At 64.9% G+C, this 23,621-nt stretch carries 26 protein-coding genes and 1 tRNA gene; 16 read left to right on the top strand and 11 right to left on the bottom strand.

Annotated elements, in window-relative coordinates:
• A partial coding sequence (gene parE, locus FJ311_11085; protein MBM3951985.1) for a DNA topoisomerase IV subunit B occupies positions 1-1,931 on the bottom strand: 1,931 nt, incomplete at its 3' end.
• A 119-nt stretch (positions 1,932-2,050) separates the two neighbouring features.
• Between parE and FJ311_11090 the strand changes: the two genes are divergently transcribed.
• The 3 genes from FJ311_11090 to FJ311_11100 all read left to right on the top strand — a co-directional run bounded on the left by FJ311_11090 (position 2,051) and on the right by FJ311_11100 (position 3,428).
• Positions 2,051-2,479: an acyl-CoA thioesterase gene (locus FJ311_11090; protein ID MBM3951986.1), complete on the top strand. Its 429-nt coding sequence runs from the start codon at positions 2,051-2,053 to the stop codon at positions 2,477-2,479.
• Between the two features lie 219 nt (positions 2,480-2,698).
• Complete coding sequence (locus FJ311_11095; protein MBM3951987.1) at positions 2,699-2,935, top strand: DUF2061 domain-containing protein; 237 nt, start codon at positions 2,699-2,701, stop codon at positions 2,933-2,935.
• A gap of 25 nt (positions 2,936-2,960) precedes the next feature.
• Positions 2,961-3,428 carry a DNA starvation/stationary phase protection protein gene (locus FJ311_11100; GenBank protein MBM3951988.1) on the top strand — a complete coding sequence of 156 codons (468 nt, stop codon included), beginning with the start codon at positions 2,961-2,963 and terminating at the stop codon, positions 3,426-3,428.
• A gap of 301 nt (positions 3,429-3,729) precedes the next feature.
• Here FJ311_11100 and FJ311_11105 read toward each other — a convergent pair whose 3' ends face one another.
• Positions 3,730-3,918, bottom strand: coding sequence for a hypothetical protein (locus tag FJ311_11105; GenBank protein ID MBM3951989.1), 189 nt, complete (start codon positions 3,916-3,918; stop codon positions 3,730-3,732).
• 115 nt (positions 3,919-4,033) lie between these two features.
• On the opposite strand from FJ311_11105, the gene FJ311_11110 reads away from it, so the two are divergent.
• Positions 4,034-4,381: a hypothetical protein gene (locus FJ311_11110; GenBank protein ID MBM3951990.1), complete on the top strand. Its 348-nt coding sequence runs from the start codon at positions 4,034-4,036 to the stop codon at positions 4,379-4,381.
• 33 nt (positions 4,382-4,414) lie between these two features.
• Here FJ311_11110 and FJ311_11115 read toward each other — a convergent pair whose 3' ends face one another.
• The 4 genes from FJ311_11115 to FJ311_11130 all read right to left on the bottom strand — a co-directional run bounded on the left by FJ311_11115 (position 4,415) and on the right by FJ311_11130 (position 8,051).
• Positions 4,415-4,636, bottom strand: coding sequence for a hypothetical protein (locus FJ311_11115; protein ID MBM3951991.1), 222 nt, complete (start codon positions 4,634-4,636; stop codon positions 4,415-4,417).
• 176 nt (positions 4,637-4,812) lie between these two features.
• Entirely contained in the window at positions 4,813-6,234 is a 1,422-nt protein-coding gene (gene glnA, locus FJ311_11120; protein MBM3951992.1) for a type I glutamate--ammonia ligase, read from the bottom strand.
• Positions 6,235-6,291: 57 nt separating this feature from the next.
• On the bottom strand, positions 6,292-6,630 hold the full coding sequence (locus FJ311_11125) for a P-II family nitrogen regulator (protein MBM3951993.1): 339 nt from the start codon (positions 6,628-6,630) through the stop codon (positions 6,292-6,294).
• Between the two features lie 227 nt (positions 6,631-6,857).
• On the bottom strand, positions 6,858-8,051 hold the full coding sequence (locus FJ311_11130) for a pyridoxal phosphate-dependent aminotransferase (GenBank protein MBM3951994.1): 1,194 nt from the start codon (positions 8,049-8,051) through the stop codon (positions 6,858-6,860).
• 142 nt (positions 8,052-8,193) lie between these two features.
• Here FJ311_11130 and FJ311_11135 point away from each other — a divergent pair.
• Together FJ311_11135 and FJ311_11140 are read left to right on the top strand one after the other, a co-directional pair.
• Positions 8,194-8,270, top strand: a tRNA-His gene (locus tag FJ311_11135).
• Between the two features lie 143 nt (positions 8,271-8,413).
• A complete protein-coding gene (locus FJ311_11140) occupies positions 8,414-9,316 on the top strand; it encodes a PhzF family phenazine biosynthesis protein (protein ID MBM3951995.1) in 903 nt (300 codons plus the stop codon).
• A gap of 96 nt (positions 9,317-9,412) precedes the next feature.
• On the opposite strand, the gene FJ311_11145 is transcribed toward FJ311_11140, so the two are convergent.
• Both FJ311_11145 and FJ311_11150 read right to left on the bottom strand, forming a co-directional pair.
• Positions 9,413-10,687: a twin-arginine translocation signal domain-containing protein gene (locus tag FJ311_11145; GenBank protein MBM3951996.1), complete on the bottom strand. Its 1,275-nt coding sequence runs from the start codon at positions 10,685-10,687 to the stop codon at positions 9,413-9,415.
• A 10-nt stretch (positions 10,688-10,697) separates the two neighbouring features.
• On the bottom strand, positions 10,698-11,081 hold the full coding sequence (locus FJ311_11150; protein MBM3951997.1) for a c-type cytochrome: 384 nt from the start codon (positions 11,079-11,081) through the stop codon (positions 10,698-10,700).
• A 177-nt stretch (positions 11,082-11,258) separates the two neighbouring features.
• Here FJ311_11150 and FJ311_11155 point away from each other — a divergent pair, with 177 nt between their 5' ends.
• From FJ311_11155 to FJ311_11190, 8 genes are all read left to right on the top strand, one after another.
• Positions 11,259-11,882 carry a response regulator transcription factor gene (locus FJ311_11155; protein MBM3951998.1) on the top strand — a complete coding sequence of 208 codons (624 nt, stop codon included), beginning with the start codon at positions 11,259-11,261 and terminating at the stop codon, positions 11,880-11,882.
• Between the two features lie 223 nt (positions 11,883-12,105).
• The gene (gene glpX, locus FJ311_11160) at positions 12,106-13,107 is read left to right on the top strand and encodes a class II fructose-bisphosphatase (protein MBM3951999.1); all 1,002 of its coding nucleotides are present in this window, start codon (positions 12,106-12,108) and stop codon (positions 13,105-13,107) included.
• Complete coding sequence (locus FJ311_11165; protein MBM3952000.1) at positions 13,100-14,041, top strand: phosphoribulokinase; 942 nt, start codon at positions 13,100-13,102, stop codon at positions 14,039-14,041. The genes glpX and FJ311_11165 overlap by 8 nt, the downstream gene beginning before the upstream one ends.
• Before the next feature lie 101 nt (positions 14,042-14,142).
• Positions 14,143-16,173 carry a transketolase gene (gene tkt / locus FJ311_11170; GenBank protein ID MBM3952001.1) on the top strand — a complete coding sequence of 677 codons (2,031 nt, stop codon included), beginning with the start codon at positions 14,143-14,145 and terminating at the stop codon, positions 16,171-16,173.
• Positions 16,174-16,244: 71 nt separating this feature from the next.
• Positions 16,245-17,309 (top strand): fructose-bisphosphate aldolase class II, encoded by a 1,065-nt coding sequence (locus FJ311_11175; GenBank protein MBM3952002.1) that lies wholly within the window; start codon positions 16,245-16,247, stop codon positions 17,307-17,309.
• A 7-nt stretch (positions 17,310-17,316) separates the two neighbouring features.
• The gene (locus FJ311_11180; GenBank protein ID MBM3952003.1) at positions 17,317-17,973 is read left to right on the top strand and encodes a ribulose-phosphate 3-epimerase; all 657 of its coding nucleotides are present in this window, start codon (positions 17,317-17,319) and stop codon (positions 17,971-17,973) included.
• A 54-nt stretch (positions 17,974-18,027) separates the two neighbouring features.
• Positions 18,028-18,327: a type II toxin-antitoxin system HigB family toxin gene (locus FJ311_11185; protein MBM3952004.1), complete on the top strand. Its 300-nt coding sequence runs from the start codon at positions 18,028-18,030 to the stop codon at positions 18,325-18,327.
• A gap of 11 nt (positions 18,328-18,338) precedes the next feature.
• Positions 18,339-18,713 (top strand): transcriptional regulator, encoded by a 375-nt coding sequence (locus tag FJ311_11190; GenBank protein MBM3952005.1) that lies wholly within the window; start codon positions 18,339-18,341, stop codon positions 18,711-18,713.
• Positions 18,714-18,723: 10 nt separating this feature from the next.
• On the opposite strand, the gene cbbX is transcribed toward FJ311_11190, so the two are convergent.
• The 3 genes from cbbX to FJ311_11205 are packed head-to-tail and all read right to left on the bottom strand — an operon-like array spanning position 18,724 to position 21,531.
• Positions 18,724-19,614 (bottom strand): CbbX protein, encoded by an 891-nt coding sequence (gene cbbX, locus FJ311_11195; protein MBM3952006.1) that lies wholly within the window; start codon positions 19,612-19,614, stop codon positions 18,724-18,726.
• A gap of 10 nt (positions 19,615-19,624) precedes the next feature.
• A complete protein-coding gene (locus FJ311_11200) occupies positions 19,625-20,047 on the bottom strand; it encodes a ribulose bisphosphate carboxylase small subunit (protein ID MBM3952007.1) in 423 nt (140 codons plus the stop codon).
• Between the two features lie 20 nt (positions 20,048-20,067).
• The gene (locus FJ311_11205) at positions 20,068-21,531 is read right to left on the bottom strand and encodes a form I ribulose bisphosphate carboxylase large subunit (GenBank protein MBM3952008.1); all 1,464 of its coding nucleotides are present in this window, start codon (positions 21,529-21,531) and stop codon (positions 20,068-20,070) included.
• Positions 21,532-21,661: 130 nt separating this feature from the next.
• On the opposite strand from FJ311_11205, the gene FJ311_11210 reads away from it, so the two are divergent.
• Both FJ311_11210 and FJ311_11215 read left to right on the top strand, forming a co-directional pair.
• The gene (locus tag FJ311_11210) at positions 21,662-22,564 is read left to right on the top strand and encodes a LysR family transcriptional regulator (GenBank protein ID MBM3952009.1); all 903 of its coding nucleotides are present in this window, start codon (positions 21,662-21,664) and stop codon (positions 22,562-22,564) included.
• A 195-nt stretch (positions 22,565-22,759) separates the two neighbouring features.
• Positions 22,760-23,621: universal stress protein (locus tag FJ311_11215; protein ID MBM3952010.1), on the top strand; the 862-nt coding region annotated here is incomplete at its 3' end.

The raw sequence follows: 23,621 nt of genomic DNA on the forward strand, positions 1-23,621 counted from the left end.
AGCGTGCGCGAGGCCGGGCTCATGGTCGTTTCCTTGAGCTGCGCCGCCGGCATCTCGCCCAAGCCCTTGAAGCGGCTGATTTCGGGCTTGGCGCGGGGAAATTCCGATTTCAGCACCTTGTCCTTGTGGGTGTCGTCGCGGGCGTAAATCACGCGCCCGCCGTGGCTGATGCGGTAAAGCGGCGGCACCGCCAGATAGAGATGCCCGTTTTCGATCAGTTCCGGCATTTCGCGGTAGAAGAACGTCATCAGGAGCGAGGCGATATGCGCCCCGTCCACGTCGGCGTCCGTCATCACGATCACCCGGTCGTAGCGCAGCGCGTTTTCCCGGTAATGGTCGCGGGTGCCGCAGCCGAGCGCCTCGACCAGGTCGGTCAATTCCTGGTTGGCGCGCAGTTTGTCGTCGGAGGCGCTGGCGACGTTGAGGATCTTGCCGCGCAGCGGCAGCACCGCCTGGGTTTCGCGCGCGCGCGCCATCTTGGCCGAGCCGCCGGCGGAATCGCCCTCGACGATGAACAGCTCGGTGCCCTTGGCCTCGGTGCGGGTGCAATCGGCGAGCTTGCCGGGAAGCCTGAGTTTGCGCGTCGGCCCGGCGCGCTTGAGGCCCGCGTCCGCGTTCTTGCGGAGCCGCGCGTCGGCGCGCGCGATGGCGTAGTCGAGCAATTCGCGCGCCGACTTGGGATCGCCGGAGAGCCAGTGGTCGAAATGATCGCGGAGCGCGTTTTCGACCAGGCGCTGGGCGTCGGCGGTGGCGAGCTTTTCCTTGGTCTGGCCCTGGAATTGCGGGTTTTCGATGAACAGCGACAGCACGCCGGCCATGCCGCCGGTGATGTCCTCGGCGGTGACCTTGGCGCCCTGGCGTTCGCCGATCCGTTCGGCGTGCGCCTTGAGGGCGCGGGTAAGCGCCGCGCGCAGGCCGGCCTCGTGGGTGCCGCCCTGCGGCGTCGGAATGGTGTTGCAGTAGGAATTGAGGAAGGGCTCCTCGTCCTCGGGCCAGGCGATGGCCCATTCGACCCGCCCTTGGTCCGGCGCGCCGTTGAACTGGGCTTCGCCCGCGAACGGCTTTTCCGTCACCGTCGCCCGGCCGTGAAGCAGGGTGGCGAGAAAATCCGCGAGCCCGCCCGGGAAGTGCAGCACGGCCTTGGCCGGCGTTTCGGTATCCTTTTCGGCCTTGAGCAAGGCCGGATCGCAGCTCCAGCGGATTTCGACCCCGCGAAAGAGATAGGCCTTGGAGCGCGCCATGGCAAAGACGCGCGAGGGCCGGAATTTGGCCTGGGCGCCGAACACGCTCGTGTCGGGACGGAAGGTAACCAGCGTGCCGCGCCGGTTGACGGCGGGGCCGACCGCCTTGACCGGGCCCTTCGGTTCGCCGCGCGCGTAGCTTTGGCTCCAGAGCTTCTTGTCGCGGGCGACTTCGACCGTGAGTTTTTCCGAAAGCGCGTTGACCACCGAAACGCCGACGCCGTGCAGGCCGCCCGAGGTCCGATAAACCTTGCCGCCGAACTTGCCGCCCGAATGAAGGGTGGTGAGGATCACCTCGAGCGCGGATTTCTTTTTGAATTTGGGGTGCGGATCGACCGGGATGCCGCGGCCGTTGTCCTCGACGGTGACGGTGTTGTCGGGTCCGAGCGCGACCTCGATGCGGCTCGCGTGCCCGGCGACGGCCTCGTCCATGGCGTTGTCGAGCACCTCGGCGACCAGGTGGTGCATGGCGCGCTCGTCGGTGCCGCCGATGTACATGCCGGGGCGGCGGCGGACGGGTTCGAGCCCTTCCAGGACCTCGATGTCCTTGGCCGAATATTCGTTGCGGCCGGCGGCGCGTCCGGCCGAGCGGGCCGGCGCGCGGGAGGACTTTTTGGCTGGGGCCGCGCGGGGTTGGGGCTCGCGGTCGAACAGGTCGGCGATGGCGGCTTTGGCTTTGCGGGCGCCCATGGGCCTAAACGTTCCTTTTTGGCGGGGGCATCCTAGGAAGTGGACTTATCGCTGGCAAGCAGGATACGGTAGTTTAGTTCCAAAAATGCCCTAGATATAGCATCCGAGGTCGCCCTCCCATGACACCCGCTCCGCCCGTCGGCAGGCCCCTGGAATCCGACGACCACACCGCCCCCCGGGGCGAGATGATTACCCGCACCCTCGCCATGCCGGCGGACGCCAACCCGCACGGCGACATCTTCGGCGGCTGGGTGCTGGGCCAGATGGATGTGGCGGGCGGTCTCGCCGCCGCCTTCCGCGCCAAGGGGCGGGTCGCCACCGTCGCCGTCACCGGCATGGCGTTTCACAAGCCGGTCCTGGTCGGCGACATCGTCGCCTGCCATTCGGCGATCGAGCGCGTCGGCACCACCTCGATCACCGTGCACGTGGAAGTGTGGGTGCAGCGCGGCGGCGGCGGCGCGACCGGGCGGTTCAAGGTGACCGAAGGCGTGTTCACCTACGTCGCCCTCGACGATGCGGGCCGCAAGCGCCCGGTGCCGCCGGCGTAAGCCCGGCGCGGCGCCGTAGAATAATTGATAAAAACGATTATTGTGAAACAAATAACTCGTTGGATCGATTAATCCGCGATCCCTAGAGTTCGCCTCGAAGGACCCCGGCGGTTCGGGGTCCCAGAAAGCGGATCGGGAGATCGCGCCATGACCATCGGATCCCGTTCATCGAGTTATCCCGTCACGTTCGGAGCCGTGTTCGCTTCCGGCGGGTGGCGAATGCCCTTCGCGCGCGCCGCGAAGCCGTTGTCCGCGCCGCTGGCCAAGACGCTCTCGTTCGCGGCGGTTCATTTCGCGGTGGCGTTCGCGGTCGTCTACGCGCTCACCGGCAACGTCTGGCTCGGCGGCGCGGTGGCGCTGATCGAGCCCGCCTGCAACGTGGTAGCCTACTATCTGCACGAAATGGCTTGGGCGCGCGCGTCCGAGCCGCGCGTACCCGCGTTCGCCCGCCGCTGATCAAGCAAGGAAAGGAGCAACAGCCATGAGCAAATCCAAGGAAATGACGGAAAAAGACCGCAAAAAAGTCGCCGACGGCCTCGCGCGGGTGTTGGCCGACACCTACACCCTGTATCTCAAAACCCATGGGTTTCACTGGAACGTGGAAGGGCCGCTGTTCCCGATGCTGCACGCGATGTTCGAGGAGCAGTACACGGAACTGGCGGGCGCGGTCGATCAGATCGCCGAGCGCATCCGCGCCCTTCGCCAGCCGGCGCCGGCCGGCTATGCGGCCTTCGCCAAGTTGGCGAGCGTGCGCGAGGCGAGCGGCCGGGAAAGCGCCACCGACATGATCCGGGCACTGGCCAAGGACCAGGAAACGATCGCGGCGACGGCGCGGGATGCGTTCGCCATCGCGGAAGCCGCGAACGACGAAGCGACCGCCGACCTCATGGTCCAACGGCTCCACGTCCACGAAAAGGCGGCATGGATGCTGCGGGCGATGCTGGCGTGAAGCGCGGACGGCGGGGGAGAGGCCGCTTCGGCCTTCCCCCTCCGCCGGTCACGCCACCACCAGCCAGGCGTAGGTGCCGAGGGCGAACAGCCCGAAAGCGGCGAAATCCTTGATAAATGCGGTCAGTTTCATGGTCCACCCATGGATCCAATCGGTTATAGGAACATAAATAGAACATAATTAGAACAATAAGTCAACAACGACTCATGCTGACCGAAATCATCAGTCGGTTAGAGGGTCATGGGAGGGGCAGGGAAAACCACCACGAAGTGGCCGCGGCGGCCGGGAGGGGATAGGCCGGCTAGATGCAGAACAGGCGGAAGGCGCCGGCGTCCATATAGACCGCGAGCCAGCCCTCGACAAAAGCGCGGGCGAGGAATTCCCCCAGCGGCGAAATCGCCACCAGCGCGACGGCAACCGTCATGGCGCCCGCCGCGAGTGCCGGCATCGGGCGCGCAACGAAGCGGTTAGGGACGATCGACGCGATCATAAACAATTCTTATCACGATCCGCGCCGCAAGCCCAGCCCCGGAATCGGCAACCGCCCTTGATCGTCGCGCGCGCGGCCCACACAATGCGTCCCCGCCCGAAATCCAGAGCCGCGCATGCCGCCGAAAAACAATCCGCTCAAGCTCAACGCGCTTCAGCTGCGCACGCTGGCGCTGCTGCAGGAACTCGCCCGCCATCCCGCGACCGCGACCCGCGATCCGGCGAGCGGCGAGGCGACCATCAATCATCTGCCGCACGTGCACGGCGATCACGTGCACATCGGCGAGCTGGTGGTTTCGGCGCGCGACGCGAGCGGATTTTCCAATCCCTCGGTGTGGGCGGCGCTGGAGCGCAAAGGCCTGGTGCGGGGCGATTTCCCGCACGCAAGCGTAACGCTCACCGTCCTCGGGCTCGGCTACGAAACCGGCCTCGGCCGTATCCGCGCCGGCCAGTCAGATCATTGAAATAATTGAGTTTTCAGGCGCAGCGACGCCGCGTCAAGCGGCCGCGGACGCGGGGCCCGGCACCCGCTTGTACTGATTGCCGTCGAGCAGAACGGATTCGGACAGGGTCTTGATCCGGCTCGGCTGGCCTTCTTGGCTCAATTGAAAATGCGGCGCGACCGTCGGGCTGTGGATTTCGCGCTCGACGATCCACGTGGTGGGATAGCCGCTGACGGTGATGAAGCGGTCGCCGACCTGGATTTTTTCCTTGGCCATGTTGTTCTCGTTTTTTCGGTAACGCCGTTCGCGTCTGGGCAGCCGGAACAAGTTAATGCATAGGGCTTCGGGCGAAATTTCTCAAGAGGCACGCTAACCCCTTGCTGCTGGCGGCAAAAAAGCCCCTTCCGGCCGAACCGGAAGGGGCTGTGGATCGATAGGCGTCGGGAGTCTGATCAACTCGAATAATACATCTGGAATTCGATCGGATGGGGCGTGTGCTCGAACTTGTAGATTTCCTCCCACTTGAGTTCCATGTACGAGTCGATCAGGTCGTCGGAAAACACGTCGCCCTTTTTGAGGAAGGCGCGGTCGGCGTCCAGGCATCCCATCGCCTCGCGCAAAGACGCGCACACGGTCGGCACGTCCTTCAGCTCTTCCGGCGGCAGGTCGTAGAGGTTCTTGTCCATCGGCTGGCCGGGATGGATCTTGTTCTGGATGCCGTCGAGGCCGGCCATCAGCATGGCGGCGAACGCCAGGTAGGGATTGGCGGTCGGGTCGGGGAAGCGGACCTCGACCCGCTTGCCCTTGGGACCGGTGGCGAAAGGAATCCGGCAGGATGCCGAGCGGTTGCGGGCCGAATAGGCGAGCAGAACGGGGGCCTCGAAGCCCGGAATCAGCCGCTTGTAGCTGTTGGTGCCGGGATTGGTGAAGGCGTTGATCGCCTTGGCGTGCTTGATGATGCCGCCGATGTAGTAGAGCGCCATTTCCGACAGGTCGGCGTAGCCGGTACCGGCGAAAAGGGGCTTCCCCTTCTTCCAGATCGACTGGTGGGTATGCATGCCCGAGCCGTTGTCGCCGTAGACCGGCTTCGGCATGAACGTCGCGGTCTTGCCGTAGGTGTGGGCGACCTGCTGGGTCACGTACTTGTAGATCTGCATATTGTCGGCGCTGCGGACCATGGTGTCGAAGGTGAGCCCGAGCTCGTGCTGGCTGGGGGCGACCTCGTGATGGTGCTTGTCCATGTTGAGGCCCATTTCGCGCATGACCGAGGTCATTTCGGCGCGCAGGTCGTGGGCGCTGTCGACCGGCGGCACCGGGAAATAGCCGCCCTTGATTCCCGGACGATGGCCGACGTTGCCTTCCGGGAATTCCTTGCCGGTGACGTAGGGGCCCTCCTCGGAGTCGAACTGGTACATGACGTGGTTCATGTCGACGCGGTAGCGCACGTCGTCGAACACGAAGAACTCGGCCTCGGGCCCGAAAAAGGCGGTATCGCCGATCCCGGTCGAGGCGAGGTAGGCCTCGGCGCGCTTGGCCAGCGCGCGCGGGCAGCGCGTGTAAGGCTGGCCGGTGGACGGTTCCTGGACGTCGCAGAACAGAATCAACATCGACTGGGCGGCGAACGGGTCCATGACCGCGGTGGTCGCGTCGGGAATCAGGGTCATGTCGGATTCGTTGATCGCCTTCCAGCCGGCGATCGAGGAGCCGTCGAACATGATGCCGTCGGTGAAGGAGGCGTCGTCGATCACCCCCGCGACCATGGTCAGGTGCTGCCACTTGCCGCGCGGATCGGTGAAGCGGAGGTCGACGTACTGGACGTCGTTGTCCTTGATCGTCTTGAGCACGTCGGCGGGGGTCTTGCACTTGAGCGACATCGGCTGAGTCCTTTTCTCTCTGGGGGTTCTAAGCGGATTGGGAAGCGGAATTTGCGGCTAGATGGCGTCCTTGCCGCGTTCGCCGGTACGAACGCGAATGACGTCCTCGATCGCGGTGACGAAGATCTTGCCGTCGCCGATCCGTCCGGTGCGGGCGGTGCGGACGATGGCGTCGACGGCGCGCTCGACCATCTCGTCCTCGACCACGATCTCGAGCTTCACCTTGGGCAGGAAATCGACGACATATTCGGCGCCGCGATAGAGTTCGGTGTGGCCCTTCTGGCGGCCGAAGCCCTTGGCTTCGATCACGGTGATTCCCTGGAGGCCGACCTCGTGCAGGGCTTCCTTCACTTCGTCGAGCTTGAAAGGCTTGATGATGGCTTCGATTTTTTTCATGGGCGGCCGGTCTCCTTCACGCACAGCGAGGAACGCCGCGCATACGGCCGCGTCCTCGGGGCGCGATCGGAAGTGCACGGCGCGTGCCAAACGGCCGCAGCCGGGCGGTGCCCGGCGCGAAAGCCCCAATACCCTGGGATTAGGGCGATTTTTTACGGGATCGGGCCAATTCCCATTGCCGCGCATGCCCGAAAATTAGGCATCTGCCGTGAATTCGGTCAGCACTTTTAGGCGGACAATAGCTTTCGGAAACGGTCCATCGCTTCCGCGATGCGCGAGAGATTCGCGGCATAGGAAAGGCGAAGAAAGCCTTCGCCCGCGTTTCCGAACGCGGTGCCGGAAATGGTCGCGACCGCGGCTTCCTCGAGCAGCCGGTCCTGCAGCGCGCGCGACGACAATCCCGTGCCGGTGATGTTGGGGAATACGTAGAACGCGCCGCCCGGCTCGGCGCAGCGCACGCCGGGAACTTGGTTGAGCGTGGCGACGATCGCGCGACGGCGTTCGTCGAACGCCCGCACCATCGCCGCGACCGCGTCTTGCGGGCCTCGCAGGGCCGCGATGCCCGCCCATTGCGCGGGCGCGTTGACGCAGGAGTGGCTGTTGACGGCAAGCCGCGTCACCGTCTCGATCCAGGCCTGCGGCCAAACCCCGAACCCGAGCCGCCAACCGGTCATGGCGTAGGTCTTGCTCCAGCCGTCGAGCAGGATCAGGCGGTCGCGGAGTTGGGGATAGGCGAGCAGGCTCGCGTGCGGGCACCCGCCGTAGACGATCCGACCGTAAATCTCGTCGCTCAGGATCGCCACCCGGGGGTGGCGATCCAGTCCGGCGACGAGGCGGTCCATCTCCGCCTTCGGCACCGCGCCGCCGGTCGGGTTGGCGGGACTGTTGAGGATCAAAAGCCGGGTCGCCGGGGTGAGCAGGGCAAGCACTTCGTCGGCGTCGAAGGAAAAGCCGTTGGCTTCGCGCAGCACCATCGGCACCGGCTTCGCGCCGACGAAACGGATCAGGGATTCGTAGATGGGAAAGCCGGGATCGGGGTAGACGATTTCCGTCCCCGGCTCGCCGAGCATGAGCACGGCGAAGAACATGGTCATCTTGCCGCCGGGCACGATCACCACGCAGTCGGGATCGACTTTGGCGCCGAGACGGGTTTCAAGATCGGCGGCGACGGCCTCGCGCAAGGGCAATATCCCGTTCGCCGGCGTGTAGCCGTGGTGGCCGTCGCGGTGCGCCTTGATCGCCGCTTCGATCACGTGCGGCGGGGTCGGGAAATCGGGCTGGCCGATGCCGAGGTTGATGACGTCGCGGCCCTGGCGCTTGAGCGTCTCGGCGCGGGCGAGCACCTCGAACGCGGATTCGGAGCCGAGGCGGGTAACGGCGGCGGCGAGACGGGGGCTGGGGCTTGATGACGGGGCGGACATGGCGGGCGCGCATAGTATTCCCCGCGCGTCGGACCCGCCAGGGCGAGGCCCCTACATTCGAGGCGGGCGCCTTGACGGGAAGGGCGCGCGGGGTCTACATCAGCCCGGCCGTTCCGAGGCATTGGGAACGGTTTCCCCTGTGGCGAGCGTAGCTCAGTTGGTTAGAGCATTCGGTTGTGGTCCGAAGGGTCGTGGGTTCGAGTCCCATCGCTCGCCCCATTTTTCCGTCGCCGGTCGTCGGCATTGGCGGCACCTCCTCGGTTTTGCACCGTGGCCGCCGGTCGCCGAAGCCCCACGCGAAGCGTCGCGGCGAGAATATCGCTGTCGAGCGACGAGAACATAGTTCCCCATCGAGGTGCACCATGTCGTACCGATTCGTCATCGCCGATGTCTTTACCGAAACCGCATTCGGCGGCAACCAGCTTGCCGTCTTTCCCGACGCGCGCGGGCTTTCGGAGCGCGCCATGCAAGCGCTTGCCCGCGAATTCAACTTTGCGGAGACGACCTTCGTACTTCCGCCCGAGGACGCGCGCCATGCCCGCCGGGTGCGCATCTTCGCGCCCAAGAAAGAGTTGCCGTTCGCCGGGCATCCGACCATCGGCACCGCCGCTATTCTTGCCCAGCTCGGGTTCGTGACAATACCCGACAGAACCACGACGTTCGTTCTCGAGGAAGGCATCGGGCCCGTCGCCGTCGAGGTTCGTCTTGGCGGAGCCGCCCCGTTCGCTCGTTTCCGCCTGGAACAAGAAGTCGAAAGTCCGCCCCATCGCCCCGAACGCCGAGCTTCGGCCGCGGCCCTTGGGTTGCCCGAGAACGTCATCGAGGACGCATGGTTCGCGGCTATCGGTGTGCCCTTCGCATTTATTCGCTTGGCGGACAAGGCCGCCGTCGACCGCGCCTTTCTCGACCGTGCCGCGTGGTCCGAACATTTTGCGCATGCTTGGGCGTCGAACATGTACCTGTTCACGGGCGCGATCGAGCCCGAGAGCCACCTTTATGTTCGAATGTTCGCTCCGGCGGCCGGGGTCGACGAGGATGCGGCGACCGGATCGGGGGCGGCGATTCTGGCTGGTTGTCTGGCCGCACGCCTATCCGAGCGGGACGGGATATTCGCGTGGCGAATCGAACAAGGGACGTCCATGGGTCGGCCGAGCGCGATCGAGATCCAAGCCGAAAAGCGCGCCGGGCGCGTCGTCGCGGTGTGGGTCGGCGGCCACACGGTCGTCGTGGGCGAGGGAAGCATGTCCGTCGCCGCGGGATATTGAAGTCAAACGTGCGGCGCAAAAAAGAAGCGGGGAACCCCATGGGCTCCCCGCTTTGCCGTCGAGTGTTCGGCCGGAGGCGTCGCGCCGGTTTACGGCTCAGCCCCAGGCGTCCTTGGTGATGCTCGTGTACCAGGCCCGCGCGTAAGCCGCTTCCTGTTTGCGGAAGGCGTCGTCGCGCCCGGCCGGGCTGACGCCGCCCGAACCCTGCGGCGTCGTGATGCCGCTGGACGGATTGCCGTGAACCGCGGTTACCGAGATGCCCCAGTCCGGCGTCACCAGGCTGTAGCAGGTATTGGAGAGGACCTGCGGGCTCGGCATCCGCCCGGCCAGCATTTCGACCACGGCGGCGGCGGCGATCTTGGCCTCCGTGTTGGCCGCCGTGCCGGATTTCGGCAACGGTGCGGCGATGGTCGCATCGCCGACCACGTGCACGCCCTTGACCAGCTTCGATTCGAAGGTCAAGGGATCGATCGGGCACCAGCCGGTGTTGTCGGCGACGCCGGCCGTGCGGGCGATGGCGCCCGCGCGCTGCGGCGGGATGATGTTCATGACCGCGGCGCGGATCGTTTCGCCTTCGGTCTTGACCGTCTTGGCCGCCACGTCGACGCGCTCGACCTTGCCGCCGTCCTTGCCCGGCACCCACTTGATCATGTCGCCGTAGTGCTTCTTCCAGCCTTCCAGGAACAGGCCCTGTTTGGAGAAATTATCCGCCGGATCGACGATAATCACCTTGGAACGCGGCTTCTTGCCCTTGAGATACCAGGCAATCATGCTCGCGCGTTCGTACGGCCCGGGCGGGCAGCGGAACGGCCCGCGCGGAACCGCGATCACCACCGTGCCGCCGTCGCTCATGGCCTCGAGCTGGCGCGCGAGCAACGCCGTTTGCGGGCCCGCCTTCCAGGCATGCGGCGCGGCTTCGGAGGCCGCCTCGCTGTAACCGGGAACGCCGTCCCAGATGAAATCGATGCCCGGCGCGACGATGAGCCGGTCGTAAGCCATGGTGCCGGACGCCGTGCTTACGGTCTTTTTGGCCGTGTCGACCGCGGTCGCCGCCTCGTGCACCACCTTGACGCCCGCGCCGGTCAAGCCGCCGAACCCCTGGGTGATCTTGTCCATGGTGTTGAAGCCGCCCAGCACGTAGTTGCTGAACGGGCAGGTAACGTAGGAACGCGATGGCTCGATCAGGGTCACTTCCGTGTTCGGGCTCCACATTTTGACGTAGCGCGCGGCGGTCGCGCCGCCGAAGCCGCCGCCGATCACCACCACCTTGCCGCCCGAGCCTTCCATGCCCGCGCAGCCGGAGAGCATAAGCGCCGTGCCGGCGCCCGTGGCGCCCGCGGCCTTGAGAAATTGCCTGCGTGTCGTCGTCATGGCGGCCTCCTTATTTCTTACCGATGTAATTGGCCACCGCCGCGACCTGCGCGTCGGTGTAGCCCTTGGCGATCCGCCCCATGATCGTCGAAGGCTTCTTGCCGTCCCGGAACGCAACCATCGCTTCGGTAATCTGCGCCGGCGTTTTGTCGTTGATCTTGACGACATCGCCCGCGCCGGCTCCGCCCTGGCCGTGACAGACCGCGCAGTTGGCCGCGATCACGGCCGCGTTCGGTGATTGCGCCGAAGCCGGCGTCACGCTCAGCCCGAACGCGGCGACGAACGCGGCAAGCGGCGCGAAGGCCGTAATGCCCGAAGGTATGGAGTCGAATTTCATGGCCATTCTCCCCATTGGTTTGACCGTTATGGCGTTATTCGCGGACACTATCACCATTAAACCGGCGCGGGAATCGAACTGTTGCCGTCACGGGAAGAAAATGGATTCGTCCGCAGAAAATTCTTTTGTGTTCGCTGGAATTTCGGCTAAATTTCCCAAGCCTACCCTTTCAGGCGGGCCCAAATGGGCGGTTTCGCGCCGTCCGATCATAGAAGGTAACAAGGGAAATCGCGCGTGAACCGTACAGGCCCGATCGAAGTCGTCGTCGCCGACAAAAGCCCGCTGATCCTCAACGCGCTCGAACAGATTTTCTCCGGTGACGAGCGGTTTTCCCTGGTGGCCAACGCTTCCGACGGCGAGCGGTTCCTGGAGGCCGTCGACCGGCTCGCGTTCGATGTCGGCGTGATCGGCTGGGTGATGCCGTACCTGGACGGGGCCGGGGTGCTGAAGGCAATCGCGTCGCGCCCGCGGGCACCTAAAATCGTCATTTACACCGGCGATCCGGGTCCGGATTTGCCGCGCCGCGCGATGCTGTTGGGCGCGGCGGGCTTTTGCTCGAAACGCGAAAAGCCGGAAATCCTGCTCTCGACGGTCCAAGCGGTGGCGGAGGGACGCATGGTCTTTCCGTTCATGGACATGAGCAAGCCGCAAACCGATCCGTTCGCAAGCCTGACCGTGCGGGAGCGCGATCTCTTCGGCTCGCTCGCGCAGGGTCTGACCAACGCCCAGATCGCCAAGGCGCTCGGCGTTTCGCTCAACACCGTGAAATTCCACCTCAAGAATTTGTACGAGAAGCTCGGCGTTTCGAACCGGGCCCAGGCGGTCGCCTATTACATGAAATGGGAGCCGCCCCGCTAAAGAGCGGGTTCCTCCGGCTGTTTCAAATCCATTGAATTTTTAATGGATTATAGGCCTTTCCACCCGTGAACGGCCCTTAAGGGTAGTTTTATACTACCCTAAATATACATAAAAACAGCCAATTTGGGTGTTCCATAAATATTAGAAACAATGAATTTTAAATAAGTTCATTTTCATATAAAAAGACCCACTCTAAAGGGCAGTGCTTGATGGGGGAGCCAAAATGGCTTGGGACACCTTTCTCGAATCGCTGCTGATCTACGCGCTGCGCCGCGCGACCGAAGGGGCCGCACGCGCCGCCTACGAGTGGCTCGGGCGCGGCGAAAAGAGTCTGTCCGACCGCGCGGCCATGAACGCCATGCGCTGCGAACTCGACCGGCTTCCGATCGGGGGCGTGGTGGTGATCGGCGACGCCTCCCTCGACGAAAAGGCGAGCCTCAAGACGGGCCAGCGGATCGGCAAGCTCGATGCCGATCTCCAGTTCGACATCGCGGTCGATCCGGTCGAGGGCACCAGCTACCTCGCGCGCGGGCTCACCAACGCCATGGCGGTGATGGCGCTGGCGCCCAAGGGGACGCTCTATCAGCCCGGACCCGCCTTCTACATGGAAAAATTCGTGGCGCCGCCGGCGGCCAAGGGAAAAATCGACCCGAAAGCGCCGGTCGAGGAAAAACTGCGCACGCTCGCCGGAATCCTGAAGAAGCCGGTGAGCGAACTCAATATCTTCGTGCTCGAAAAGCCCCGCCATAACGAACTGATCGACCGCATTCACGGCCTCGGCGCCCGCGTCGCCCTGTACCCCGCGGGCGACGTCGGCGGCGCGCTGATGGCGTCGATCCCCGACTCGGGCATCGACGCGCTGGTCGGCACCGGCGGCACGCCCGAGGGCATTCTGTCGGCATGCGCCATCCGCACCCTCGGCGGCGAAATGCAGGCCCGGCTCGACCCGCAGCTGCCGAGCGAGGTGGCCGCGGTCAAAAAAGCCGGACTCGACACCGCGCGCTGGCTGGCGGCCGAGGATTTGGTGCGCTCGGAAAAGGTGTATTTCGCCGCGACCGGGATCACCACCGGGCTTCTGTTCGAGGGGGTCGAGCGGGTCCGCGGCCTGGATCGCACCCAGACGCTGCTCATTTCCGGGATTTCGGGCGAGCGCCAGTTGCTCACCACCTATCACATAGCGCCGGACGACGCGCCCACGCCGCGCAAGGGAAGGGAAAATGCCTAGGACGCGCAGGGTCGATCATCCCATCATTCTCGGCGTGGTCGGGGATTCGGCCGCGGGAAAATCGACCATCTCCGCCGGTATCGCCCAGATTCTGGGGCCGGAGCGGGTCGTCGTCATCTGCACCGACGACTATCACCGCTATTCGCGCGCGGAGCGGGCGAAGAACGGGATCTCGGCGCTCGATCCGCGCGCCAACTACATCGACATCCTCGAACTCGACATCCAGCGCCTGCGCAACTGGCAACCGATCCTGAAACCGGTCTACAACCACGAAGGCGGCACGCTGGACGCGCCCGAATACATCGAGCCCAAGGAATACATCATCCTCGAAGGCCTGCTCGGCTACACGTCGCGGGCCATGCGCGCCAATTACGACGTGAAGATTTATCTCGAGCCGACCGAGGACCTGCGCCGCACGTGGAAGATCCGGCGCGACACCGCCAAGCGCGGCTACACCGTCGAGGAAGTGCTGAAATCGATGGAAAAGCGCAAGTTCGACAGCGTCAACTTCATCCAACCACAGCGCACCTTCGCCGACATGGTAGTCAGTTTCTACCGGCCCGAGGGCAAGAACGAGGAAAGCGGCGCGCACCTGAACGCCCACCACATTTTGCGCCCGACGTTGCCGCACCCCGATCTCACGCCGATCCTGGAGGCGGGCGGCAAGAAGGGACTCCGCCTCGAACTCGCCCGCGACATCGACGGCAAGCCGGTGGACGTGCTGGAAATTTCCGGCGACATCGACGACCGGCGGGCCCAGAGCATGGAAGATTTGATCTGGAGCCTGATCCCCGAGGCGCAACACCTGCGCGACAACGTCGGCCGCTACATGGACGACAAGAATCGCCCGGCCATGAGCCATCCGCTGGCCCTGTCGCAGCTTCTGATCACGTACCACATGGTCAAGGCGGCGCTCGGCCACCACGCGGTTTGAGAAGCGGGTGGGCGGCGGGCAGGATGGTCATTTTCCGCCGAAAAGAGTATGAAACGGGCCTTCCGCCGCGCCGCCCGGAACACACGAACAGAGGAATCGCGATGGTAGCGAAACGTAAGACGAAGAAGACCAAGCGGGCTTCGCCCGCGCGCGTGCGCCACGATTTGATGGCCAACACCATCCGCTTTCTCGCGGCGGACGCGGTCCAGCAGGCGAACTCGGGCCACCCCGGCATGCCCATGGGCATGGCCGACGTGGCGACGGTGCTGTTCACGCGCTACCTGAAATACGATCCGGCCAACCCCGATTGGCCGGATCGCGACCGCTTCGTGCTGTCGGCCGGGCACGGCTCGATGCTCTTGTACGCGCTGCTCCATCTCACCGGCTATCCGGCCATGACGATCGAAGAGTTGCGCAACTTCCGCCAGCTCGGCTCCAAGACCGCGGGCCATCCCGAATACGGCCACGCGCCGGGCATCGAGACCACCACCGGTCCGCTCGGCCAAGGCATCGCCACGGCGGTCGGCATGGCGCTCGCGGAAAAAATGCTGGCCCGGCGCTTCGGCAAGAAAGTGGTCGACCATTACACCTACGTCATCGCCGGCGACGGCTGCCTGATGGAAGGCATTAGCCACGAGGCGATCTCGTTCGCGGGCCATTTCGGCCTCGGCAAGCTGATCGTCTTCTGGGACGACAACCGCATCAGCATCGACGGCGGAACCGATCTCGCCGTGTCCGACAACCAGCTCATGCGGTTTCGCGCGTCGGGCTGGGACGTTCAGGCGATCGACGGCCACGATCCCGACGCGATCGCGCGCGCCATCGACCACGCGAAAAAATCCGAAAAGCCATCGCTGATCACCTGCCGCACCGTGATCGGTTTCGGCGCGCCCAAGCTCGCCGGCTCGCACAAAACCCATGGCGCGCCGCTCGGCGCGGACGAAATCAAGGCGATGCGCGAGGCGCTGCATTGGGGCTTCACCCCGTTTGAGATCCCGCCGCAAGCGCTCGCCGCCTGGCGCCAGGCCGGGGCGCGCGGGGGCAAGGTGCGCGCCGCCTGGGAAAAGCGCGTGGGTGCCATGCCCGCCGCCGATCGCGCCGAGTTCGAACGTCGTGCCGCTGGACGGCTGCCGGACGGCTGGGTCGCGCAACTCGCCGCCCACAAGCGCAAGATGGCGGAGGAAAAGCCGAAAGTCGCGACCCGCCAAGCGTCCGGTTCGGCGCTCGAAGTGCTGACGGCGGCGATTCCGGAACTGGTCGGCGGTTCGGCCGACCTGACCGGTTCGGTCAATACCCAAACCCGCAGCACCTTGCCGGTCACGACCGACGACTTCTCCGGGCGCTATATCCATTACGGCGTGCGCGAACACGGCATGGCCGCGATCATGAACGGTCTCGCCCTCCATCGGGGATTCGTGCCGTACGCCGGAACGTTCCTGGTGTTCGCCGACTACATGAAAGGCGCCATGCGGCTTTCCGCCCTGATGGAGCAGCGGGTCGTTTATGTTCTGACCCACGACTCGATCGGCCTCGGCGAGGACGGGCCCACCCACCAGCCGATCGAAACCCTGGCCGCGCTTCGCGCCACGCCGAACTTCAGGGTTTTCCGCCCCTGCGACGCGGTCGAAACGGCGGAATGCTGGGAACTCGCGCTCAAGCGCGAGGACGGCCCCTCAGGGCTGGTGCTGACGCGCCAGGGTCTGCCGACGCTCCGCACCGCGCACGTGGACGCCAATCTGTCCGCGCGCGGCGCCTACGTTCTGGCGGAAGCGGCGGGCGGGGCGGGCGCGCGTCGCGCCACGCTGCTCGCCACCGGCTCGGAAGTTTCCGTGGCGATGGAGGCGAAAAAACTGCTCGACGCGGACGGAGTTCCGGCGGCGGTCGTTTCCATGCCGTGCTGGGAACTGTTCGACGCGCAGGACGCGGACTATCGAAATCAGGTTCTCGGCTCGGCGCCGCGCGTCGCCATCGAGGCGGCGGCTCGGCTCGGCTGGGACCGCTATCTCGGTTCGCGCGGCGCTTTCGTCGGCATGAGCACCTTCGGCGCTTCGGCGCCGGCGCCCAAGCTCTACGAACACTTCGGCATCACGCCCGCCAAGGCGGCGGCGGCGGCGAAAAGTCTATTGGCCTAGCGTTCCGACGCCCTGGCGAACGAGTAGGGCGTGTTATATTTATAAGCGAGCCCACGGAGGGAGAGCGGATCATGGCCTTGGTTTCGTTGCGTCAACTTCTCGATCACGCCGCCGAGCACGGCTACGGCGTGCCCGCGTTCAACATCAACAACATGGAACAGCTTCTCGCCATCATGTACGCGGCGAAAAAGACGGATTCGCCGGTCATCATCCAGGCGAGCCGCGGGGCGCGCTCCTACGCCAACGACACGGTGTTGAAGCACCTGATCCTGGCGGCGGTGGAAATGTTTCCCGACATTCCGGTCTGCATGCACCAGGATCACGGCAACAATCCCCAGACGTGCATGTCGGCGATCACCAACGGCTTCAGTTCGGTGATGATGGACGGCTCGCTCAAGGAGGACGCCAAGACGCCCGCCAGCTATGACTACAACGTCGAGGTCACCAGAAAAGTGACCGACATGGCGCACATGGTCGGCGTGTCGGTCGAGGGCGAGCTCGGCTGCCTCGGCTCGCTCGAAACCGGCAAGGGCGACAAGGAGGACGGCCACGGCTTCGACGGTTCGCTCGACCACAGCATGCTGCTGACCGATCCCGACCAGGCCGCCGATTTCGTCAAGAAGACCAAGGTCGACGCGCTCGCGGTGGCGATCGGCACCTCGCACGGCGCCTACAAGTTCTCGCGCAAGCCGACCGGCGATATCCTGGCGATGGACGTGGTCAAGAAAATCAACGCCAAGCTGCCCGACACGCATCTGGTGATGCACGGTTCCAGCTCGGTACCGCAGGAATTGCAGGACATCATCAACAAGTACGGCGGCCAGATGCCGCAGACCTACGGCGTGCCGGTTTCGGAAATCCAGGTCGGCATCAAATACGGCGTGCGCAAGGTGAACATCGACACCGATTGCCGCATGGCGATCACCGGTCAGATCCGCAAGGTGCTGGCCGAACACAAGGAAGAATTCGATCCGCGCAAGTTCCTCAAGCCCGCGCTCGAGGCGATGCAGAAGGTGTGCGAGGAACGCTATCAGCAGTTCAACACCGCGGGGCAGGCGTCCAAGATCAAGATCGTTCCGCTCGCCGAGATGGCCAAGCGCTACGCCGCCGGCAAGCTCGACCCCAAAGTGCACTGAGAACCCCGTGGCCCGACCGGTCAAGATCGCGCCGTCGATCCTCTCCGCCGATTTCGCCCGGCTCGGCGAGGAGCTGCGCGCGATCGACGCCGCCGGTTGCGATTACGTCCACATCGACGTGATGGACGGGCACTTCGTGCCCAACCTCACCTTCGGCCCGCCGGTGATCAAGGCGCTGCGCCCGCACACGCATAAGCCGTTCGACGTGCATTTGATGATCGACCCGGCGCAGCCGCACCTCGAATCCTACGCCAAGGCGGGCGCCGACATCATCACCGTGCACGTGGAGGCCGACGCCCATCTCGACCGCAGTCTGCAGGTGATCAAGGGCCTCGGCAAAAAGGCGGGGGTTTCGCTCAATCCCTCGACCCCGGCCGAGAGCGTCGCCTACGTGCTCGACAAGCTCGATTTGATCCTGGTGATGTCGGTCAACCCAGGTTTCGGCGGACAGAGCTTCATTCCGTCGCAGCTCGACAAGATCAGGCGCCTGCGCGAGATGATCGGCAGCCGCCCGATCGAGCTGGAAGTGGACGGCGGCGTCAACGCCGAAACCGCACGCGCGGTGGCGGACGCCGGCGCCAACGTGCTGGTCGCCGGCAGCGCCGTGTTCAGCGGCAACGACTACAAGGCGACCATCGGCGCCATCCGCAAGGCGGCCGGTTGATCCCAAAATGAGAACAGCACTTGCTCCCGAATTGGGAGCGTGCTAGCCTGAATCATGCGAATCGTCGCGGTCAGCGCGCTCAAGGAGTTCTGGAGCCGGCCGGGTCGCGGCGATGCCGAACAACCGTTGCGCGCATGGGTCCACATCGCCAGGGCGGCGGCCTGGACGAAGCCGACCGACGTCAAGCAGATGTTTCGCGGCGCCGATATCTTGCGGGGCGGCCGCGCGGTGTTCGATATCGGCGGCAACAAGTACCGGCTCGTCGCCGCCATTCACTATCGCGGCCAAAGGATTTATGTTCGTTTCATCGGCACGCACAAGGAATACGACGCCATCGACACCGAAACCGTGTGAAGAGACCAATCATGAAAATCAAGCCGATCCGAACCAAGGCCGATTACCGCGCCGCGCTCAAGGAGGCGGAGCGCCTGTGGAACGCCGAGCCCGGCACGTCCGCCGGTGACCGGGTCGAAGTGCTGGTGACGTTGATCGAGGCTTACGAGGCGCGGCACTATCCCATTCCGGCGCCGGATCCGATCGCGGCAATCGAGTTCGCGATGGAGCAGCAAGGCCTTACCCGCCGCGATCTCGAACCCGCCATCGGCAGCCGCGGGCGCGTTTCCGAAGTGCTCACCCGCAAGCGACCGCTGACTCTTCCTATGGTTCGCGCACTCAGCGATTTGTTGCGGATACCGACCGACGTGTTGGTGCGGCCCTACGAAACGCGATCGGCCGCCTGACCAATCGCTTTCAGCCGTCCTTTTCCGCAAACACCCGGCTCTGGCGGAGGTCTTCGGCCTCGATCAGGCTCAATTCCGTCGCGCTCACGGGGCGGCCCGCCTTGATCAGGCGGTTGGCCTGGCGCAGCCGCGCGCGGTCGAGGGCGTTGCGGATCGAGCGCGCGTTGGCGAAATTGGGGCGCGTCCGACGCAGGCGCACGTATTCGGCCATCGCCTGTTCACCTTTGGAACTGAAGCGATACCCCATCTGGGCCGCGAGCAGCTTGGCGATCGCCAGCAGTTCGTCGTCGCCATAGTCGGGGAAATCGAGGTGGTGCGCGACGCGCGAAGCCATGCCCGGGTTGCTGCGGAAAAACGTGTCCATGCGATCCTTGTAGCCGGCGAGGATGACTACCAAATCGTCGCGCTGGTTTTCCATCACCTGGAGCAGGATTTCGATCGCTTCCTGGCCGTAGTCGCGCTCATTCTCCGGGCGGTAGAGGTAATACGCCTCGTCGATGAACAGCACGCCGCCCATGGCGCGCTTCAGCACTTCCTTGGTCTTGGGTGCGGTGTGGCCGATGTATTGGCCGACCAGGTCGTCGCGGGTGACCGCGACCAGGTGGCCTTTCTTGGCATAGCCGAGCCGGTGCAGGATCTCGGCCATGCGCAGCGCGACCGTGGTCTTGCCGGTGCCGGGATTTCCGGTGAAGCACATATGAAGCGACGGCGCCGCGGTGACCAGCCCGGCTTTGCGCCGGGCGCGGTCGACCAGCAGCAGCGCGGCGATTTCCTGCAGGCGCGTTTTGATCGGCGCGAGCCCGACCAGATCGCGGTCGAGCTGTTCGAGCACACCGCCGATGCCGGCCTCGGCCGCTTCGGCGGCGAGGTCGATGGCCGGGGCGGGCGAAGCGTCGTCCATGGCGTGTCCGTCAGTCGTTATAGCGCTCGCCTTCCGGGCGGTCGGTCGCGTAGCTGTGCGTCGTATAGCGGATGGTGCGCCCGTCGGCCTCCTGGCGCACGACGCCGAAGCCGGGCTCGTTCTTCGGCCGCTGCACGATGAACGACATGCGCGGCGCTTCCCAGCCGCGGGTCGAATCGAACGCGGTGACGCGGATGTAGTGGCGCGGATAGGTCTTGCGGCATTCGTCGAGGATGGTCATCACGCCGGCCGCGTCCTTCTGGTCGAACAGCGGCTGGCCCATCATTTCCCAGTAGGTGTTGCGCGGATGGGGATCGTCGGTGAACTCGACGTTCACCGCCCAGCCGTTCTTGTGGGCGTATTCGACCTGCTTGACGATCTGCGCGTCGGTGAGGGGAGGGAGAAACGAGAATTGGCCTTGGGTGACGTACATGGTTGGATTCCTACAGGGCTTTAGCGCGAAACGGCTGCGGTCGGAACGAAGTCCGGCGTGTCGGTCGATTCGAAGTTGAACGAAATGTTCTTCCAGGTGTCGAGGGCGGCCTTGAGCGGCAGGCACGATTTGGCGGCGGCCTCGAGGATTTGCGGCCCCTCGCGGAGATAGTCGCGGCCCTCGTTGCGCGCCAGGATCATCGCTTCGAGCGCGACCCGGTTGGCGGTGGCGCCGGCGGCGATGCCCATGGGATGGCCGATGGTGCCGCCGCCGAACTGCAACACCACGTCCTCGCCGAGGTAATGCAGCAATTGGTGCATCTGGCCGGCGTGGATGCCGCCCGAGGCGACCGGCATGACCGGGCGCAAGCTCGCCCAGGGCTGGTCGAAGAAGATGCCGTGCTCCAGATTCACTTTGTTGTGCGGCTCGCGCAGCACGTCGTAGATGCCGCGCACGGTGCTGGGATCGCCCTCGAGCTTGCCGACCACGGTGCCGGCGTGGATGTGATCGACGCCCGCCATGCGCATCCACTTGGCGATGACGCGGAACGACACGCCGTGGTTCTTCTGGCGGGTGTAAGTGCCGTGGCCGGCGCGGTGCAGGTGCAGGATCATGTTGTTGCGCCGCGCCCACTTGGACATGGACTGGATCGCGGTGTAGCCGATCACCAGGTCGATCATGATGATGACGCTGCCGAGCTCCTTGGCGAATTCGGCGCGTTCGTACATATCCTCCATGGTGCCGGCGGTGACGTTGAGGTAGGTGCCCTTGATCTCGCCGGTCGCGGCCTGGGCCTTGTTGACGGCTTCCATGCAGTAGAGGAAGCGGTCGCGCCAGTGCATGAACGGCTGGCTGTTGATGTTTTCGTCGTCCTTGGTGAAGTCGAGGCCTCCTTTGAGCGCTTCGTAGACGACGCGGCCGTAGTTGCGCCCCGAAAGCCCGAGCTTGGGCTTGACCGTGGCGCCGAGCAACGGCCGGCCGAATTTATCGAGGCGTTCGCGCTCGACCACGATGCCGGCGGGCGGGCCGTCGAAGGTCTTGAGGTAGGCGACCGGAATCCGCATGTCTTCGAGCCGCAGCGCCTTGACCGCCTTGAAGCCGAACACGTTGCCGATGATCGAGGCGGTGAGATTGGCGATCGAGCCGCCCTCGAACAGGTCGAGGTCGTAGGCGATATAGGCGAAGAATTCGCCGGGTCGGTTGGGCACCGGATCGACCCGGTAGGCCTTGGCGCGATAGACGTCGCAGGCGGTGAGGCGGTCGGTCCACACCACGGTCCAGGTGGCGGTCGAGGATTCGCCGGCGACTGCGGCGGCCGCTTCCTCGGGGTCGACGCCGGACTGCGGCGTGATGCGGAAGAGGGCGATCAGATCGGTTTCCTTGGGATCGTAGTCGGGCTGCCAGTAGCCCATTTGCTTGTATTCGAGCACGCCCGCGGCCCACCGGCCGCCTTCCTTCAATGTTCGCACGCCGCCTTTGGCCATGATCCGGTCCTTTTCAACGATCGCGTTGAGTAAGCATTTAAGTCATAAGGATATTGACGGCGCTTATGGATAAATGATAATAAAATGATTTTATAAATATCATAGCTTTCCATCTATAATACTGGATACCGTGAAAAACGCGACTTTCCGCCAGCTCCGCGTGTTTTCGGCGATCGCCCGGCTCGGCAGTTTCACCCGCGCGGCCGAGGAAATGCACCTCACCCAACCGACGCTGTCGATGCAGGTACGCAAGCTCGGACTGACGGCCGGCCTGCCGCTCTTCGAGCAAATCGGCAAGAAGGTGTATCTCACCGATGCCGGCCGGGCATTGCAGGAGTTCTGCCGCGAAGTGTTCGATGCTTTGGCGCGGTTCGAGATGACCGTCGCCGCGCTCAAGGGACTCAAAAGCGGGCGGCTCCGCCTGGCCGTGGTTTCGACCGCCGAGTATTTCCTGCCGCGTCTTCTCGGACCGTTCAGCGCCGATCATCCCGGCGTCGAGTTTACCCTCGAAGTCCTCAACCGCGAACGCATGATCGAGCGGCTCAAGGCCAACGCCGACGATCTCTACGTGTTCGGATTTCCGCCCGACGACGTCGAAGTGGAATCGGTCCGCTTCATGGAAAACCCGCTGGTGGTGGTGGCCCGGCAAGATCATCCGCTGGCGCGGGACCGGCGCATTCCGCTCGCGCGCCTGATGGCGGAGCCGTTTTTGATGCGCGAACCCGGCTCCGGCACCCGTTCCGCCGCCGAGCGTTTCTTCGCCGAGCATGGCGCGCATCCCCGCGTGCGCATGGAGCTCGGCAGCAACGAGGCGATCAAGCAGGCGGTGCTCGGCGGCCTGGGCGTCTCGGTGCTGTCGCGCCACACTATCGAGCACGCCTCGGGCCTGGTCGAACTCGACATCCAGGGCTTTCCCCTGGTGCGGCACTGGTACCTAGTGCGGCCGAAGGGCAAGCGTGCGTCGGTGGTCGCCGGCGCCTTTTGCGCCTATCTGGCCCGAGTCACGGAGCCCCGCGTCGGCCTGTGGGCGTAACGGGGTTATCCCCGTTATCCACATCGCGTTCTGATTCCCCGCTCGATGTTGCATTGGCGCGACGCGATCGCGGCAAGAGCATGGAATATCGTAATTTTCGCCCGCCGAATGGCCAGCGGATCAAGCATTGGGTAAACTGAAGGCCGAACAAACAAGCGCCGATGGTGGCAAACGGCGCGAACGGGAGGGAACAGCGTGGCGACGAACCAAACCGTTGCGGCCGCCAGGGCCGAGCCTGCGCCTCAACCGGCCAAGCGTTTTCGCATTCTCGTCTGCATCGACGGCACCGACGAAAGCTACCGGGCGCTGCGCTATGCCGCGCGCATCGGCAGCGGTAACGACGCCGACTTGGTCGTCGTCAACGTGCGCCCGCCGGACGAAGCCGGCCGCCTCGCCGGGTTCAAGGAACGTACCGCCGACCAGGGCCTGCTCCATTGGGGCCTGGAAATTCCCGGCGTGCGACACCTGAAGAAAGCGCGCGATCTGCTGCTCGAATGGCACACGTTCGAATCCCAAGGCTGGCAGGAAGAGATCGGGCACATCGACGTCAAGGGCGACGAGCTCGGCGACAACAAGGTCGTCTACACCAACAACGCCGGTAAGAAGGTGGTGCTCAAGCTGAAGGTGGCGTCCGACGTCGCCGCCGGCATCCTGCAGCAGTGGGACATCGGCCATTACGACCTCATTATCCTCGGCGCGTCGCGCAAGGAGCGCAGCCTGGCGAAATCGGTGTGGGATCCGCCGGTCGCCGACCGGATCGCGTGGCGGGCTCCCTGTTCGGTGCTGGTCGCAAGCGCGCTCGAGGAGGGGCATGGGCATCTTATTTGCACCGACGGCTCGGAGCGGGCGATGGCGGCTGTGCGCCAGGACGCGCTGGTCGCCAGCCGCTGCAACTGCGCCATTTCGCTGATCGCGGTCGCGCCCGACGAGGCCGGACTGGCGGCGGCCAAGAATCACGTCGAGGACGCGGCGCGCATGCTCGCCGGGCTCGGCATTCCGGTCCTCAACAAGTTCACGCCGGTCGGGGCCCCGGCCGAGGAAATCATCCAGGCGGGCC

Source organism: Rhodospirillales bacterium, assembly GCA_016872535.1.
Lineage (GTDB): Bacteria > Pseudomonadota > Alphaproteobacteria > Rhodospirillales > 2-12-FULL-67-15 > 2-12-FULL-67-15.